Origin of the sequence: Paraburkholderia graminis, assembly GCF_003330785.1 — a bacterium.
GTDB lineage: Bacteria > Pseudomonadota > Gammaproteobacteria > Burkholderiales > Burkholderiaceae > Paraburkholderia > Paraburkholderia graminis.
On the sequence record NZ_CP024934.1, the window covers coordinates 3,355,645 to 3,370,219 of the forward strand.

14 protein-coding genes and 1 riboswitch are annotated in these 14,575 nt (G+C 64.3%); of the genes, 7 read left to right on the top strand and 7 right to left on the bottom strand.

Going from position 1 to position 14,575, the window contains the following annotated elements; genetic code table 11:
- The first annotated feature begins 204 nt into the window (after positions 1-204).
- The gene (locus CUJ91_RS14985) at positions 205-1,737 is read left to right on the top strand and encodes a DEAD/DEAH box helicase (protein WP_029968197.1); all 1,533 of its coding nucleotides are present in this window, start codon (positions 205-207) and stop codon (positions 1,735-1,737) included.
- Positions 1,738-1,783: 46 nt separating this feature from the next.
- On the opposite strand, the gene CUJ91_RS14990 is transcribed toward CUJ91_RS14985, so the two are convergent.
- Together CUJ91_RS14990 and CUJ91_RS14995 are read right to left on the bottom strand one after the other, a co-directional pair.
- Positions 1,784-2,305 carry a hypothetical protein gene (locus CUJ91_RS14990; protein WP_114156465.1) on the bottom strand — a complete coding sequence of 174 codons (522 nt, stop codon included), beginning with the start codon at positions 2,303-2,305 and terminating at the stop codon, positions 1,784-1,786.
- Between the two features lie 135 nt (positions 2,306-2,440).
- Positions 2,441-3,268, bottom strand: a complete 828-nt coding sequence (locus CUJ91_RS14995; protein WP_006049940.1) for a ferritin-like domain-containing protein — start codon at positions 3,266-3,268, stop codon at positions 2,441-2,443.
- A gap of 448 nt (positions 3,269-3,716) precedes the next feature.
- Here CUJ91_RS14995 and CUJ91_RS15000 point away from each other — a divergent pair, with 448 nt between their 5' ends.
- Together CUJ91_RS15000 and CUJ91_RS15005 are read left to right on the top strand one after the other, a co-directional pair.
- Complete coding sequence (locus CUJ91_RS15000; RefSeq protein WP_006049939.1) at positions 3,717-4,496, top strand: DeoR/GlpR family DNA-binding transcription regulator; 780 nt, start codon at positions 3,717-3,719, stop codon at positions 4,494-4,496.
- 318 nt (positions 4,497-4,814) lie between these two features.
- Entirely contained in the window at positions 4,815-5,012 is a 198-nt protein-coding gene (locus CUJ91_RS15005) for a hypothetical protein (protein ID WP_006049938.1), read from the top strand.
- 244 nt (positions 5,013-5,256) lie between these two features.
- Here CUJ91_RS15005 and CUJ91_RS15010 read toward each other — a convergent pair whose 3' ends face one another.
- Positions 5,257-5,631 (bottom strand): hypothetical protein, encoded by a 375-nt coding sequence (locus CUJ91_RS15010; protein ID WP_208716136.1) that lies wholly within the window; start codon positions 5,629-5,631, stop codon positions 5,257-5,259.
- A gap of 200 nt (positions 5,632-5,831) precedes the next feature.
- On the opposite strand from CUJ91_RS15010, the gene glpD reads away from it, so the two are divergent.
- The 4 genes from glpD (at position 5,832) to CUJ91_RS15030 (ending at position 10,762) form a co-directional block, all read left to right on the top strand.
- A complete protein-coding gene (gene glpD / locus CUJ91_RS15015; RefSeq protein WP_029968200.1) occupies positions 5,832-7,361 on the top strand; it encodes a glycerol-3-phosphate dehydrogenase in 1,530 nt (509 codons plus the stop codon).
- A gap of 202 nt (positions 7,362-7,563) precedes the next feature.
- Positions 7,564-9,072, top strand: coding sequence for a glycerol kinase GlpK (gene glpK / locus CUJ91_RS15020; protein ID WP_029968201.1), 1,509 nt, complete (start codon positions 7,564-7,566; stop codon positions 9,070-9,072).
- Positions 9,073-9,194: 122 nt separating this feature from the next.
- Positions 9,195-9,908 (top strand): MIP/aquaporin family protein, encoded by a 714-nt coding sequence (locus tag CUJ91_RS15025; protein WP_114156466.1) that lies wholly within the window; start codon positions 9,195-9,197, stop codon positions 9,906-9,908.
- Between the two features lie 167 nt (positions 9,909-10,075).
- Positions 10,076-10,762 carry an HAD family hydrolase gene (locus CUJ91_RS15030; protein ID WP_114156747.1) on the top strand — a complete coding sequence of 229 codons (687 nt, stop codon included), beginning with the start codon at positions 10,076-10,078 and terminating at the stop codon, positions 10,760-10,762.
- 62 nt (positions 10,763-10,824) lie between these two features.
- Here CUJ91_RS15030 and ribB read toward each other — a convergent pair whose 3' ends face one another.
- From ribB to CUJ91_RS15050, 4 genes are all read right to left on the bottom strand, one after another.
- Positions 10,825-11,541 (bottom strand): 3,4-dihydroxy-2-butanone-4-phosphate synthase, encoded by a 717-nt coding sequence (gene ribB, locus CUJ91_RS15035; protein ID WP_053858713.1) that lies wholly within the window; start codon positions 11,539-11,541, stop codon positions 10,825-10,827.
- 154 nt (positions 11,542-11,695) lie between these two features.
- Positions 11,696-11,880, bottom strand: a riboswitch (FMN riboswitch).
- Between the two features lie 115 nt (positions 11,881-11,995).
- A complete protein-coding gene (locus CUJ91_RS15040; protein WP_006049930.1) occupies positions 11,996-12,685 on the bottom strand; it encodes a helix-turn-helix domain-containing protein in 690 nt (229 codons plus the stop codon).
- A gap of 244 nt (positions 12,686-12,929) precedes the next feature.
- Entirely contained in the window at positions 12,930-14,117 is a 1,188-nt protein-coding gene (locus CUJ91_RS15045) for an MFS transporter (protein ID WP_029968207.1), read from the bottom strand.
- A 42-nt stretch (positions 14,118-14,159) separates the two neighbouring features.
- Positions 14,160-14,558 carry a VOC family protein gene (locus tag CUJ91_RS15050; protein WP_114156467.1) on the bottom strand — a complete coding sequence of 133 codons (399 nt, stop codon included), beginning with the start codon at positions 14,556-14,558 and terminating at the stop codon, positions 14,160-14,162.
- Positions 14,559-14,575: the final 17 nt, after the last annotated feature.

The window sequence follows — 14,575 nt, forward strand, 5'->3', positions numbered from 1 at the left end:
AAGGCCAGTCAACGTGTCTGCATAGCGCGTTGAAGCATCCGGCACGCATCTCGAGCGTGCCGCCGATTTCCCTGCGAACGGAACTGGGCCTCGGCCTTGATCTCGATCACGCCAGGCGGCGCGTACGTGCGGCATTGATGCCGCATTCCTGCCCCGCCGGCGCTTACATGCGCCGTTCGCGAAACTGCATTGCAAAGAGCATTTATGTCTTTTGATTCCCTCGGCTTGTCCGAACCGTTGGTCCGCGCTGTACACGAACTCGGCTACACCACTCCGACTCCTATCCAGACTCAGGCGATTCCGGCTGTGCTCAACGGCGGCGATCTGCTGGCCGGCGCGCAAACCGGCACCGGCAAGACGGCCGGCTTCACGCTGCCGATCCTTCAGCGTCTGAACTCCATGCCGGCGAACACGTCGGCGTCGGGCAAGCGCGCCGTGCGCGCGCTCATTCTCACGCCCACGCGCGAACTCGCCGCGCAGGTTGAAGAAAGCGTGCGTGCCTATGGCAAATATCTGAAGCTCAAGTCGACGGTGATGTTCGGCGGCGTCGGCATTAATCCGCAGATCGGTGCATTGCGGAGCGGCGTGGACATCGTCGTCGCGACGCCGGGCCGTTTGCTCGACCACATGCAGCAGAAGACCATCGACCTGTCGCATCTCGAGATTCTCGTGCTCGACGAAGCGGACCGCATGCTCGACATGGGCTTCATCCACGATATCAAGCGCGTGCTCGCGAAGCTGCCTCCGAAGCGGCAGAACCTGCTGTTCTCGGCCACGTTCTCCGACGAGATCAAAACGCTCGCCGACAACCTGCTCGACTCGCCGGCGCTGATCGAAGTCGCGCGCCGCAATACGACGGCGGAAACCGTCGCGCAAAAAATCCACCCGGTGGATCGCGACAAGAAGCGCGAGTTGCTCACGCACCTGATCAAACAGCACAACTGGTTTCAGGTGCTGGTGTTCACGCGCACCAAGCACGGCGCGAATCGCCTTGCCGAGCAGTTGACGAAGGACGGCATCAGCGCGCTCGCCATTCATGGCAACAAGAGCCAGTCGGCGCGCACGCGCGCGTTGGCCGAGTTCAAGGACGGCACGCTGCAGGTGCTGGTGGCGACCGACATCGCCGCGCGCGGCATCGACATCGATCAGTTGCCGCACGTCGTCAATTTCGACTTGCCGAATGTGCCGGAAGATTACGTGCACCGCATCGGCCGTACGGGCCGCGCGGGCGCGACGGGCGAAGCGGTGTCGCTCGTGTGCGTCGACGAATTGCAGTTGCTGAAGGACATCGAGAAGCTGATCAAGCGTCCGGTGCCGCAGGAAGTGATCGCCGGTTTCGAACCGGACCCGACTGCGAAGCCGGAGCCGATTCTGCGCCGCGGCCAAGGCGGCGGCGGTGGCGGCGGACGTTCGCCGCGCCAGGGTCAAGGCGCGCCGAAGGGCGGCAACGGCGGCGCGGCAAAGCCAGCGCAACGCTCGGGGCAACGTCCGGCGAACGCTCAGCAGCAGCCGAAGCCGCAAGGCGCAAAGCCGGCCGGCAACGGCGGCCAGCCGCGCCGCGACGGTCAGCGTCAGGACGATCGTCCGCGCGCGATTGCTCATGAAGGTAGCGCCGCGCAGCACGCGCCGCGCAAACCTCAGGGTGGCAATCCGGGCGCATTGCTCGGCGGCGCAAAGTCACGCAACGACTCGCCGCGCGGTGGCAATCCGGCGCGCAGCGGTCAGCGCGGTCGCTAACCAAGCTTAGCCACAACCCAGCCGCAACACGAACGCGAGCCGCAAGTCACCCACCCGACGACGCGGCTCGCTTCAAATGCTCGACCTGCCGTTCCCATCGGTCGAGCACCTTCTCTCTCCCAACATCCAGCTCGAACGTGATGCCGCTCGTCAGGCGCGCATACTGCACGCTTTGCGTTTCCGCCGACTCGATAGAGCAGCTCAAATAGACGAGACCGCTGTCGTCGCCATCCGCGGAAGGCAGCGGTGCGGCAAGCAACTGCACCTGGTAGAACACGTCGTCGAACACGAAGCTCAAGGCCGCGCGCCCGCTCCGTGCGATCGCGCGCGCCGCCCGCGCCTGCGGCCACAGCGCGATGCATAGCGTGCGCGAATCGGGCGCGTACAACTCGCCGATGCCGAGCAGTGACGTGCGAATGTGCTGATTCACGTCGACGGTCAGGAGCGACGCGGTGAAGCCGGTCTTGCTCGCGAGCGACGAGCCGTCGAAGAGCGCGCGAATCGAGTCGGGCCATTCGTCGAATGCAGTCTGATCGAGTGCGCGCTGTGGCTGAGAGGAATCGCTCATCGCAAAGGTCCGGTTAAGAGGCAAGCATTCGTCATCATGCCTCGAAAAGCAGATGGCCCGCATCGAGCGGGCCATTTCTTTGACGGCGCGTTTGCGCGCGTGACCTAAGCAATGCGTCACTAACCTGCTACGCCCTCACCGAAAGAACACATGCTGCGTGATCTTCGCGAGCGGATAGTGCACGCCGGGTTGAATCTTCGCGGGCAAATCGAGCGGTTTGAGCAGCATCTTCACGCACATGTCCGCCGACAGATTGCGCCGCACGAGCGCGTTGATGCGCGCGGCGCGCTCGCGGTTATACGCCTGATCGCGCACGCGTTCCGGATAACGAATCGCGAACACGTGACGCAAGGCGATCTCCGAATCTTCGTTCTTGATCTCCATCACGCGGCGCATTAGTGCGCCGAGCACCGCGAGCCGGCCATTGCCCTCGATCTTGTTGTACTTCTTGAAGTACTTGAAAAAGTGCTTGTAATGGCGGACTTCGTCCGTGCGAATGTTGTCCGTGATCTGCTTGAGAACCGGTTCGTCCGAACACTCGCCGATCGCGCGATACAGCGTCGCGGTGCCTGTTTCAACGACGCAGCGCGCCACCATTTCCAGCGCGCGAGTCTTTTCGAAATCTTCGACGGAACAGGTCAGCGAATACTCGTCCATGAAGTTGCGGAACGCGGTGTCCCAGTCGTATTCGGGCCACACGTACGCGATATACGTCTTGAGCGCGCGGCCGTGCTGCATTTCCTCGGGCTCCCATTCGTTGTTGAGCCACGCGGAAACTTCGGGATCGTCGTTAAAGAACTGGCTGAGATTACTGGTGTAAAGATCAGTACCGCTTTCAATAAACGAAGCGGCGCACAGCAGCAACAACAGGTCTTCATTTGCGACGGCTTTCTGGCGGTCGATCCGAGTGAGGTCGATGTCCTCGATTCGCCAGGGCATGACATGGTTCAGCTCTGTGTGCATCGTGTCTTGCTCCGAAAGCTGTATCGACTCGTGGAGCATGCTCGCAACCGCTGCTATTGCGCTGCCTCGCGTTGCGGTTCGCCGTGTCGGATACAGCGCCGTGAATTAGAGTTAACCCCTTGTGTCTGCATCTTAGCCTCTGTTTCGCAAGTCTGCAGACAACCCAGCACAGACCGTGCCGATTGGCCGCAGTTCCAATTCCACGATAGACGAAAGTTTCAGTGAGGCAAGCGCGATTGCACTGCCCGGCAAAAAAGCCGGCTCGGCAAACTCGCCTTGCTTCGCGAAATGCGAGTAACGGCGGCTCGCGAATGACGGCGTGGAGATAGCGACGATCCTCCGAGTTGGCGGACGCGCCCCGCGATGGTCTTACAATACGCGCACGCTCGTTCCCGCCCTGCCCGCGCCGCCGCGGGCAGACGCCATAACAGACCCACAACCCGAGACCATGACCCGAGATCCCCGCCTCACGCTGAACGCCCGGCAACAGGAACTGCTGGAGTGGGTGCAACGCGACGGCTTCGTGACCGTGGACGACCTCGCGTCCCACTTCGACGTGACGCCGCAGACGATCCGCCGCGACGTCAACTGGCTCGCCGACATGAACCTGCTGCGCCGCTATCACGGCGGCGCGAGTTTGCCGACCAGTTCCGAGAACGTCTCGTACACCGCGCGTCAGCGCATGTTCCACGACGAGAAACGGCGCATCGCCGCGTTAGTCGCCACGCACATTCCCGATCAGGCGTCGCTCTTCATCAATCTCGGCACGACCACAGAGGAAGTCGCGCGCGCGCTCAACCGGCACCGCGGCCTGCGCGTGATCACCAACAATCTGAACGTCGCGAGCATGATGAGCGGCTATCCCGATTGCGAAGTGCTCGTCACGGGCGGCATCGTGCGACCGTGGGACAAGGGCATCGTCGGCGAACTGGCGATCGACTTCATCCGTCAGTTCAAGGTCGACTTCGCGATCATCGGCACCTCGAGCATCGAAACCGACGGCACCTTGCGCGATTTCGACACCCGCGAAGTGCGCGTCGCCGAAGCCATCATCCAGCACGCGCGCACCGTATTCCTGGCCGCCGACAGCTCCAAGTTCGGCCGCCCGGCGCTCGTCCGTCAGGGCCATCTCGACCAGATCGACGCACTTTTCACCGATGCCGCGCCGCCCGCCGACATGGTCGAAACGCTCAATACGGCCAATTGCCAGGTGTATGTGGCCGCGTGACCCGGCGCTGGCCGGCATGTTGCAGTGCACGCCGAACTTCAAGTGAAATCATGGATCTGCCCGCCGCCGCGAACCGCCTCTGCGACGCCTGATTGTCAAAGGGAAAATTTGCAGGGGCCGGTTTGGTGTTTAACGTTCGCTTGACTACACTCCAGTTCCCGGCGTTCGTTGCGCTCTCGCGTGCCGCCGGTGCGAAGTCAAAACTGTCGTAAGCCGTACCTCCCGCCCGATTTTTTGCGGACCACCTGGCAATGGCCCTGCCATTCGATGCCAGTCGCCGTCGAGGCTGTCCGCGTTTGCTTGACATGGAGAGAAACGATGCTGAGTCCGCACGAATTCGCCACGTTGTTGCTCGTCAAGGACGCTCCCAATCAAGTCGACATGGAGCGAGAAGAACTCGACGCCCTCCTCGAACGCCAGCTCGTGCAACTGGAGCGGCTCGCCTCGGGCAATGAACAATGGCGTGTAACGGAATCCGGCGATAGCGCACTTCGAGCGATTAAACGACTTTCCTGAAAACGACCCGCGCATCGTCGGGCTCGACGCCGGTTGTGGTCGAACGGTGAACGGCGATCGCCGCACGCGGCTGGCGGCAACGCAATGCCGCGGCGGCTGACCGCTGAGCGCCTTCGTCTTTTATGCTTGTGTCCACGCGGGCGCCTTTAACGGCGCCCGCTTCGATTTGGCACGCTTCAAAACGCTCGCGCCCTGCGGCCCTGGTTCGCTAACGCAACACAACCCAACGCGACCCACCGCGCCTTCAACCACTCCGCAAAGTCGGGTCCACCGCCGCGCGCCAACTGATCGCTCGCGCGCGCTGCTCGGTAAAGAACGCGACCCACTGATTACGAAGCTGCGGGTCCGCACTTGCGCCCTGGCTCGTGTAGCGCTGCGCAATCGACGCGTGGAACGCGCAGTAATCGTCCTTCGACAAGCGCCCGCGCCGGTTCGCCACATACGCATCGAACAGCGTCGCATACACGCCCTGCGCGTCGTTGCCGTAATCGACGGTCTGCGCGCTGCACATCTGCTGCAATGAAACGAACGACGGTGCGCCCATCGTTCCAGTGAGGCTCGGCGAAGCGACGCACCCTGCGAGCAACGCAGCGGCGCCCGCCATGAAAAGTCCACGCATGAAATTCACCCCGAAATGGCCAGTGCCAAGAGTATCGTCCGTGGCCGCGCGTCGCGCCACTACCATGACCATTCGATAGAGTCGCGCTCAGGCACCACGAACTTTACTTTTTCGAATATGTTCATTAAAGTTCGAAAACGAACACGAGCCGTTCGGTAGATTTTCAGACCGCTTCCCATACGACGCAGGAGACGCAGCAGGTGACGCAAGGCACGAAATACGATTTGCTCGTCGTGGGCGGCGGGATCAACGGCGCGGGCATCGCGCGCGACGCGGCCGGCCGCGGACTGTCCGTGCTGCTTTGCGAACAGGACGACCTCGCGGCGCATACATCGTCGGCGAGTACCAAGCTGATTCACGGCGGCTTGCGCTACCTCGAGTACCGCGAGTTCGGGCTCGTGCGCAAAGCATTGCAGGAACGCGAGACCTTGCTGCGCGCCGCGCCGCACATCATGTGGCCGCTGCGCTTCGTGATGCCGCACATGCCCGATCTGCGCCCGGCCTGGCTGATCCGCGCGGGCCTCTTTCTTTACGATCACCTCGCACGGCGCGAGCTGCTTCCCGGCTCGCGCGGCATCGTGATGCGCGATCATCCGGCCGGCGCGCCGCTCGTCGAATCGATCAAGCGCGGCTTCGTGTACTCGGACGGCTGGGTCAACGACGCGCGCCTCGTCGTGCTCAACGCGCTCGACGCCGCCGAGCACGGCGCGAAGATTCTCACGCGCACGAAGCTGCTGAGCGCGGTGCGCGCCGGCGGCGAATGGCGCGCGCAACTCAGGCGCGCGGACGGCACGACCCTCGACGTGCGTGCCGCGTCGATCGCCAACGCCGCCGGCCCGTGGGTCGGCGAACTGCTGCAAGGCGCGCTGGGCCGCGCGGCGTCGCACAGCGTGCGGCTCGTCAAAGGCAGCCACATCGTCACGCGGCGGCTCTTTGAACACGACCACGCGTACATTTTCCAGAACCCGGACAAGCGGATCATCTTCGCGATTCCGTACGAGCACGACTACACGCTGATCGGCACGACCGACATCGAATATCGCGGCGACCCCGCGCAGGTCGCGATCACCGCCGACGAGACGCAGTACCTGTGCGACTCCATCAACCGCTATTTCAGGCAGAAGATCTCGCCGGCCGATGTGCGCTGGACCTACTCGGGCGTGCGGCCGCTGCTCGAGGAAGAAGGCGCCGATAATCCGTCGGCCGTCACGCGCGACTACTCGCTCGAACTCGACGCGCCCGCGGGCGAAGCGCCGCTACTATCGGTGTTCGGCGGCAAGATCACGACGTTCCGCAAGCTTGCGGAAGAAGCCGTCGACAAACTCGCGGCCGCGCTCGGCAAAGGCGCGCCGTCGTGGACGGCCGGCGCGTCGTTGCCCGGCGGCGATATTGCGCATGCGAACTTCGAGCGCTTCCTCGCCGAGCTGAAGCAGCATTACGCATGGTTGCCCGACGATCTCGCGCATCGCCTCGCGCGCGCTTACGGCACGCGTGTGACGAAGGTGATCGGCCATGCGCATTCGCTCGCCGATCTCGGCCACGCGTTCGCGCCTGGTCTTTACGAGGCCGAGCTGACTTATCTGCGCGACGTCGAATGGGCGCGCAGCGCGCACGACGTCCTCTGGCGCCGCTCGAAACTCGGCCTTCACGTCGAGCCGGGCACGCTCGACGCGATCACGCGCGACATCGACGCATGGTTCGCACACGAACCCGAGCGACAGCGCGCGTAACAAGAAAACCGAACAAGACCGAACACAACCGCTTTAGCCTTCGGCTCGTTCGGCCACGCGCACGCGCGGACTCCGTTGCGGCGCGCTGGAAACGACAAGCCGTTCCCGTCGCCGGCACGCAGCCTGAACTGCTCGAGCTGCTTGAACCGCTTAAGCTATTCGAGCTGTCACGGCGACTCATAAAATGCATGGAGAAGACACAATGCAGGATCAGTACATCCTCGCGCTTGACCAGGGCACCACCAGTTCGCGTGCGATGCTGTTCGACCGCCTCGGCAATGTCGTGTCGACGGCGCAAAAGGAGTTCGAGCAGATATATCCGCGGCCGGGCTGGGTCGAGCACGATCCGCAGGAAATCTGGTCGACGCAGGCGGGCGTCGCCGCCGAAGCCGTCACGCGCGCCGGCATGAACGGCACGTCGATTGCCGCCATCGGCATCACGAATCAGCGCGAAACGACCATCGTGTGGGACCGCGAAACCGGGCATCCGATCTACAACGCGATCGTCTGGCAGGACCGCCGCACCGCCGACTTCTGCGACCAGCTCAAGGAGCAGGGACTCGAAGCCCGAGTGCGCGCGAAGACCGGCTTGCCGATCGACTCGTATTTCTCGGCGACCAAGATCCGCTGGATTCTCGACAACGTGGAAGGCGCGCGCGACAAGGCGAAGCAAGGCCGCCTCGCGTTCGGCACAGTGGATAGCTGGCTCGTGTGGAATTTCACCAAGGGCGGCCTGCACGTCACCGACGTGACGAATGCATCGCGCACCATGCTCTTCAATATCCACACGCTGAAATGGGACGACGAATTGCTCGACGCGCTCGACATTCCGCGCAGCATGTTGCCGGAAGTGCGTCCGTCGTCGGAAGTGTATGGGCCGACCAAGACCACGGTGTTCGCGTCGAAGATTCCGCTCGCGGGCATCGCCGGCGACCAGCATGCAGCGCTGTTCGGCCAGATGTGCACGGAGTCGGGCATGGTGAAAAACACCTACGGCACCGGCTGCTTTCTCGTGATGAACACCGGCGACAAGCCAATTGAATCGAAGAACAATCTCGTCACGACGATTGCGTGGCAGATCGGCGATCAGATCAACTACGCGCTCGAAGGCAGCATCTTCATCGGCGGCGCGGTCGTGCAATGGCTGCGCGACGGTCTCGGCATCATCAAGAACGCGGCTGAAATCGAAACGCTCGCGCGCGGCGTGCCGCATTGCGACGGCGTGTATCTGGTGCCCGCGTTCGCCGGCCTCGGCGCGCCGCACTGGAATGCGCGGGCTCGCGGCACGCTGTTCGGCGTGACGCGCGGCACGACGTCCGCGCATATCGCGCGCGCGGCGCTCGATTCGATTGCGTATCAATCGCTCGACGTGCTGAAGGCGATGGAGGCCGACTCCGGCATTCGCATCGGCGAATTGCGCGTGGACGGCGGCGCATGCGCGAACAATCTGCTGATGCAATTCCAGGCCGACATTCTCGGCGTCGACGCGGTGCGTCCCAAGGTGTCGGAAACCACGGCGCTCGGCGCCGCGTATCTCGCGGGGCTCGCCGTCGGCTACTGGAAAGATGTCGGCGAACTGCAAAGCCAGTGGAAGCTCGATCGACGCTTTACGCCCGCGCTCGGCAAAGAGGACGTGAAGGAATGCCTCGACGGCTGGCAGCGCGCAATTCGCGCCGCCAAAGCCTGGGCCGATACGCCGTCGAAATCCTGAGCTTGCGCGCGGCGCTATTCACGCATGAACGTTCTGCAGGGCTAACGCAAACCTGAGATAAAGCCGCAACGAAGCCGCCCGCCTCGCGGCTTCCCTAACAACAATATTTCGGATAACCAACGATGTCTCCTTACATTGCGGAATTCATCGGCACGGCACTGGTCGTGCTGCTCGGCGACGGCGCTGTCGCCAACGTGCTGCTTGCACGCACCAAGGGCAAAGGCGCGGACCTGATCGTGATCGTCATGGGCTGGGCGATGGCCGTGTTCATCGCGGTCTACGTGACGGCCTCGTACAGCGGCGCGCACCTGAATCCGGTGGTGACCATCAGCCTCGCGCTCACGGGCAAGTTCGCGTGGGCCAAGGTGCCCGGTTATGTGGCCGCGCAAATGCTCGGCGGCATGGCGGGCGCACTGCTCGTGTGGGTCGCGTATCGGCAGCACTTCGCGAAGGAAGGCGACGCCGACGTCAAGCTCGGCGTGTTCTGCACCGCGCCCGCGATTCGCAGCGTGCCGCACAACCTGCTGACAGAGATGATCGCCACGTTCGTGCTGATTCTCGGCGTGCTGTATCTCGCTTCGCCGCAAGTCGGGCTCGGCGCGCTGGACGCGCTGCCGGTCGGGCTGCTCGTGCTCGGCATCGGCATTTCTCTCGGCGGACCGACGGGTTACGCGATGAGTCCCGCGCGCGATCTGTCGCCGCGTTTGATGCACGCGCTGCTGCCGATCCCCGGCAAGCGCGACAGCGACTGGCGCTACGCGTGGATTCCCGTGTGCGGTCCGCTCGTCGGCGGCGCGGTGGCGGCGGGTCTTTATCTGTATCTGCACGCGCGTTGAGCGCGGCGCGCTCGCGAATCGCGAGCAACGCAATGCGATGCGATGCGATGCGATGGAGCGAAAGCGCCGCCGAAGCACGTATCATGGCGCTTTCACACCGCGCGCATGAACCGGCTATTTATGGCTATGGCGTCTGCGCGCGCCACCGCTTTCCGGTTCCTCCACGCATGATCGACCACCTTATCTGCGACTGCGACGGCGTACTCGTCGACAGTGAAGTCATCGCCGACCGCGTCATGTACGAGACGCTCTCGGCCACTTTTCCGGGCCTCGACTTCGAGCCAATCGTCAAGACGGCGTTTGGCCAGCAAACGTCGCGCTTTCTCGAAGGCATCGAGACCGCGTTCGGCATCACGCTGCCGGCGGATTTTCTGAACACGATCGAACACAACGTCGAGCTCGCGCTCGCTGCGTCGCTTAGTCCGATCAACGGTGTGCGCGACGCGCTGCAACGCGTGACGCTGCCCGCCGCCGTGGTGTCGAACAGCCGCATGTCGCGCGTCACCGCATCGCTGCGGCGCGCCGGATTGCAGCAGATTTTCGGCGAGCGCGTGTTCAGCGCGGAACAGGTCGCGCGGCCGAAGCCGTTCCCCGACGTGTACCTGTTCGCCGCGCAGACGCTCGGCGTCGATCCATCGCGATGCATCGTCGTGGAAGACAGCGTGGCGGGCTTGAACGCGGCGCGCGCGGCGGGAATGAAGACGATCGCGTTTGTCGGCGCGAGCCATATTCCCGACGGCTACGCGGACGCGCTGCGCAAGATGGGCATCACGCGGATCATGCAGCACATGGACGAATTGCCGGCGTTAATCGACGCGGGTGTGCGCGGCGAGTTCGGCGACGTGCAGTCGTAGCGGTTCAGAGAACCGCCCACTTCACGCGCCACGCCGCTCACCGCCTTGAATTCACCTTGAATTCAAGCCTCTTCGACGCATTCGCGCGCCTGCGTCAGCGCCAGGCGAAACTCGGCCAGCTCCGCAATCGTCAGCATCGGCAGATTGTGTTTTGCGGCAAAGCGTTCGACGTCGGCACCGCGCGTCATCGTGCCGTCGGCGTTCATCAATTCGCAGAGCACGCCGGCGGGCTTGAGCCCGGCCAGAATCGCGAGGTCCACGGTGCCTTCGGTATGTCCGCGACGCGCCAGCACGCCGCCCGGCATCGCGCGCAACGGGAACACATGGCCGGGGCTCACGATGTCGGCAGGCTTCGCATTATCGGCAATCGCCGCGCGGATCGTCGTCAGCCGGTCGAGTGCGGACACACCGGTCGTCACGCCCTCGCGCGCTTCGATCGACACCGTGAACGCGGTGCCGTGACGGCTTTCGTTATGGACGGCCATCGGCGGAAGTTCGAGCGCGCGGACCTTGTCGTCGGTCAGACACAGACACACGATGCCGCTGCATTCGCGAATCAGCAGCGCCATGGTTTCGACGGAAAGACGCTCGGCGGACACGATCAGATCGGCCTCGTTTTCGCGGTCGTCGTCGTCTTGCAGCACGACGGCGCGGCCTTCGCGCATGGCTTGCAAGGCGGCGGCGATACGCGGCGGAACGGCTTCGGTGGAGAGCAGCGGGAGATCGGCGAATGCGTCGTGCGCAAGCGTCGAAGGAGCGGGAAAAGTAGCAAAGGACATGGTTGAAACGCTCATCGCAAAAGTTGGGCGAGAAACGTTTCAGGGCATTGCAAACAGACAAAGACGCGCCGTGCAGCGCCGCCTCACGATGCAGGCGGCGTTCGCGCACCACTCCGACATGCGAGCGGCGCCACGGAAACGAACATGACTATCTGCACATCTTCTTCCATCCGGACTGTGACCGTCGGCTCTGGCTTCTCACCAGATCTGCTGACCCCGCGGCGGCTTTCGGTCGATTGAAAACCGCGCTATTGCGGGCGCTCGCGGGCTCGCCGGCCTGCGCTTTCGCGCTGCCGGCATACCGCCGGGGGGGAATTTCGCCCCGCCCTGAAGACGCACTGATTGCCGGACGAACCGGCGGGCCAAGCATACAACAGTCGCGCGCGAACCGCAGCGCAACCCCTACTGCCCAGACGGGTTTCGCGCCCGGGCGGCGCCTATGCGGCGCATTCGATCAAACGGGCGCAGCCTCGCGCGACGTGTCGTGCTGCGCGGGCACGTCCCAGCGCGGCGGCGTCTCGGCCTTCAGCGTCACTCGAAACGCGCGCGCTTCGGTGTCGCCGGGATTGCGCAGGCTGTGCGGCTGATCGGCGTCGAATACGATCGCGTCGCCGGTTGCCAGCAACTGGCGCTGGTCGTGCACGCTGACCTCGAGCGTGCCCTCGCTGACGACCAGATTGACCGTCGTGCCAGGCGCGCGGCGCACGCCCGCTTCCGTGTGCAACGGCGCGATGCGCAGCTCGTGAAATTCGGCGGCGGTCGGCTCGTTGTCGGGATAGAGCGGGCGAGCCGAATAGCGTCCGTTGGAACTGACGATGCGCGACGAACGCTCCGCCGGCAAGTGCTCGAAACCATTGGTCGCGTGACGTCGCAGGAAGGCCGCGACCGACACCTTCAACGCGGCGGCCACCTTGCACAGCACCTTGATGGACGGCACGCTGCGCGCCGATTCGATTTGCGCGAGCATCGCGCGCGATACGCCGGACGCGCGGGCCAATGCGTCGAGCGACAACTGACGTTCCGCGCGCAAACGCGCGAGATTCACGCCGACGAGATGTTCGAGCGCGTCGAAAGGTTCAGCGGCACGCGGCGGCGCATCGGTATCGGCCGTGGGATCGCGGACCAGAGCAAGCGGGGAATGCATGATTGCCTCCAGAAGCGCCGCCGGGCGGCGGGCAAACAGTTAGTGGAAGCAAGATAGCATCGCGCCCCGCAGCGCCCAACGAAGTTATCTTCACACTGTTATCAGTATTGCGGAGGACGCTTTTCGCAAAGCTTGTGCGCATTTTTCATATGCGGAGTGCAGTGCGCGTTTCGTTGTGGTCGCGATTGCGATCGCGCTTCTGATCGCATGCCGCTGTACCCCCGCGTGCGCGCCTCGCCAGGACTCACGCCCGCTCGCGCACCTGCACGCCGCTTCGTGCTTCATCGGAGGCCGGCGTGTCCATGCGCGATGCGAACCACGTCAGCAGCAACGCGCTCAAGCTCACCGCCGCCGCGACCCACGGCAACGTATCGAGCGAATGGCCGTGATCGATCACGAGACCGCCGAGCCACGCGCCGCCCGCATTGCCGACATTGAACGCGCCGATGTTCAGCGTCGACGCGAGATTTGGCGCCTTGGCCGCCTTCTCGACCACACGCATCTGCAACGGCGGCACGGTCGCGAACGCGGCGATGCCCCACACGAACACGGTGACCGCCGCGGCCACCTGCGAATGGCTGGTGCGGGCGAACAGCGCCATCACCACGGCAAGCGCCGCGAGAATGGCCATCAGCGAAGGCATCAGCGCGCGGTCCGCGAGCTTGCCGCCCACGGTGTTGCCGATCGTCAGTCCCACGCCGAACAGCACGAGAATCAGCGTGACGGCGCGCGGCGAGAAGCCGCTCACCTGCTCGAGAATCGGCGCGATGTACGTGAACACCACGAACACGCCGCCGAAGCCGAGCACGGTCATCGCGAGCGCGGTCCACACTTGCGGGTCCTTCAGCACGCGCACTTCATGGCCGAGACCGGCTGGGGCGGAATCGTGGCGATTCGGCACGAGCGCCGTCACGCCCGCCAGCGACAGCACGCCGAACGCGCTGACAATCCAGAAGGCGGCGCGCCAGCCGAACTCCTGGCCGACGAACGTGCCGAACGGCACGCCGAGCACGTTCGCGAGCGTGAGGCCGGTGAACATCAGCGCAATCGCGCTCGCGCGCTTTTCCGACGGCACGAGCGACGCCGCCACCACCGCGCCGATGCCGAAGAACGAGCCGTGCGCGAACGAGGTCACGACGCGCGCGATCATCAGCACCGAATAGCTCGACGCAATCGCGCACAGCGTATTGCCGACGATAAACACGCCCATCAGCAACTGCAGCGCGAGCTTGCGCGGCATTCTGCTGGTGACGACCGCAAGCAGCGGCGCGCCGACCGCGACGCCGAGCGCATAGCCGCTCACGAGCAGTCCCGCCGATGGAATCGACACGGCAAGATCGCGCGCGACTTCGGGCAGCAGGCCCATGATGACGAACTCGGTGGTCCCGATCGCGAAGGCGCTGATCGCGAGCGCGAGTAGTGGAATCGGCATTGTTGTTCTCCAGCTTGCAGGTTCGAAGTTTTACGGTTGGTTTTACGGTTGAGCGTGATGCAGCGCCGTCAGGAACTCGATGACGACGCCCGGCGCGAGCGCCACGAAAATCTGCATGGCGGCTTCTTGCGGGGCCATCGGCGGGACTTGCGCCGTTCGATAGACGACGCCGGATGCGCGCAGGCGCGCGAGCAGCGCCTGCCATTCGGCGGCGCTTTCCAGACGGAAGGCGATATGGTCGATGCGCGGCGCCGCCCGTAGCGCCGGGTCGGGCGCGGTCGCTTCGACCAGATGCACGACCGGCCGGCCGTCCGCGTAGAGCCAGTAGCCGTCGACGGAAAACGGCGGACGCGCGCCTTGCGTCAAGCCGGCAATATCGACGAAGAAACGGCGGGCCGCGTCGAGATCGGCCGTGACGATGGTCGCGTGATCCAGTTGCATGATTTCCGGCGGCGCTC

Coding starts and splice junctions, on each gene's coding strand:
- CUJ91_RS14985 (WP_029968197.1), top strand. CDS start 205: ATGTCTTTTGATTCCCTCGGCTTGTCCGAACCGTTGGTCCGCGCTGTA.
- ribB (WP_053858713.1), bottom strand. CDS start 11,541: ATGTCCTTTGCTACTTTTCCCGCTCCTTCGACGCTTGCGCACGACGCA.
- glpK (WP_029968201.1), top strand. CDS start 7,564: ATGCAGGATCAGTACATCCTCGCGCTTGACCAGGGCACCACCAGTTCG.
- CUJ91_RS15000 (WP_006049939.1), top strand. CDS start 3,717: ATGACCCGAGATCCCCGCCTCACGCTGAACGCCCGGCAACAGGAACTG.
- CUJ91_RS15030 (WP_114156747.1), top strand. CDS start 10,076: ATGATCGACCACCTTATCTGCGACTGCGACGGCGTACTCGTCGACAGT.
- CUJ91_RS15025 (WP_114156466.1), top strand. CDS start 9,195: ATGTCTCCTTACATTGCGGAATTCATCGGCACGGCACTGGTCGTGCTG.
- CUJ91_RS14990 (WP_114156465.1), bottom strand. CDS start 2,305: ATGAGCGATTCCTCTCAGCCACAGCGCGCACTCGATCAGACTGCATTC.
- CUJ91_RS15050 (WP_114156467.1), bottom strand. CDS start 14,558: ATGCAACTGGATCACGCGACCATCGTCACGGCCGATCTCGACGCGGCC.
- CUJ91_RS15045 (WP_029968207.1), bottom strand. CDS start 14,117: ATGCCGATTCCACTACTCGCGCTCGCGATCAGCGCCTTCGCGATCGGG.
- CUJ91_RS15010 (WP_208716136.1), bottom strand. CDS start 5,631: ATGCGTGGACTTTTCATGGCGGGCGCCGCTGCGTTGCTCGCAGGGTGC.
- CUJ91_RS15040 (WP_006049930.1), bottom strand. CDS start 12,685: ATGCATTCCCCGCTTGCTCTGGTCCGCGATCCCACGGCCGATACCGAT.
- CUJ91_RS14995 (WP_006049940.1), bottom strand. CDS start 3,268: ATGCACACAGAGCTGAACCATGTCATGCCCTGGCGAATCGAGGACATC.
- CUJ91_RS15005 (WP_006049938.1), top strand. CDS start 4,815: ATGCTGAGTCCGCACGAATTCGCCACGTTGTTGCTCGTCAAGGACGCT.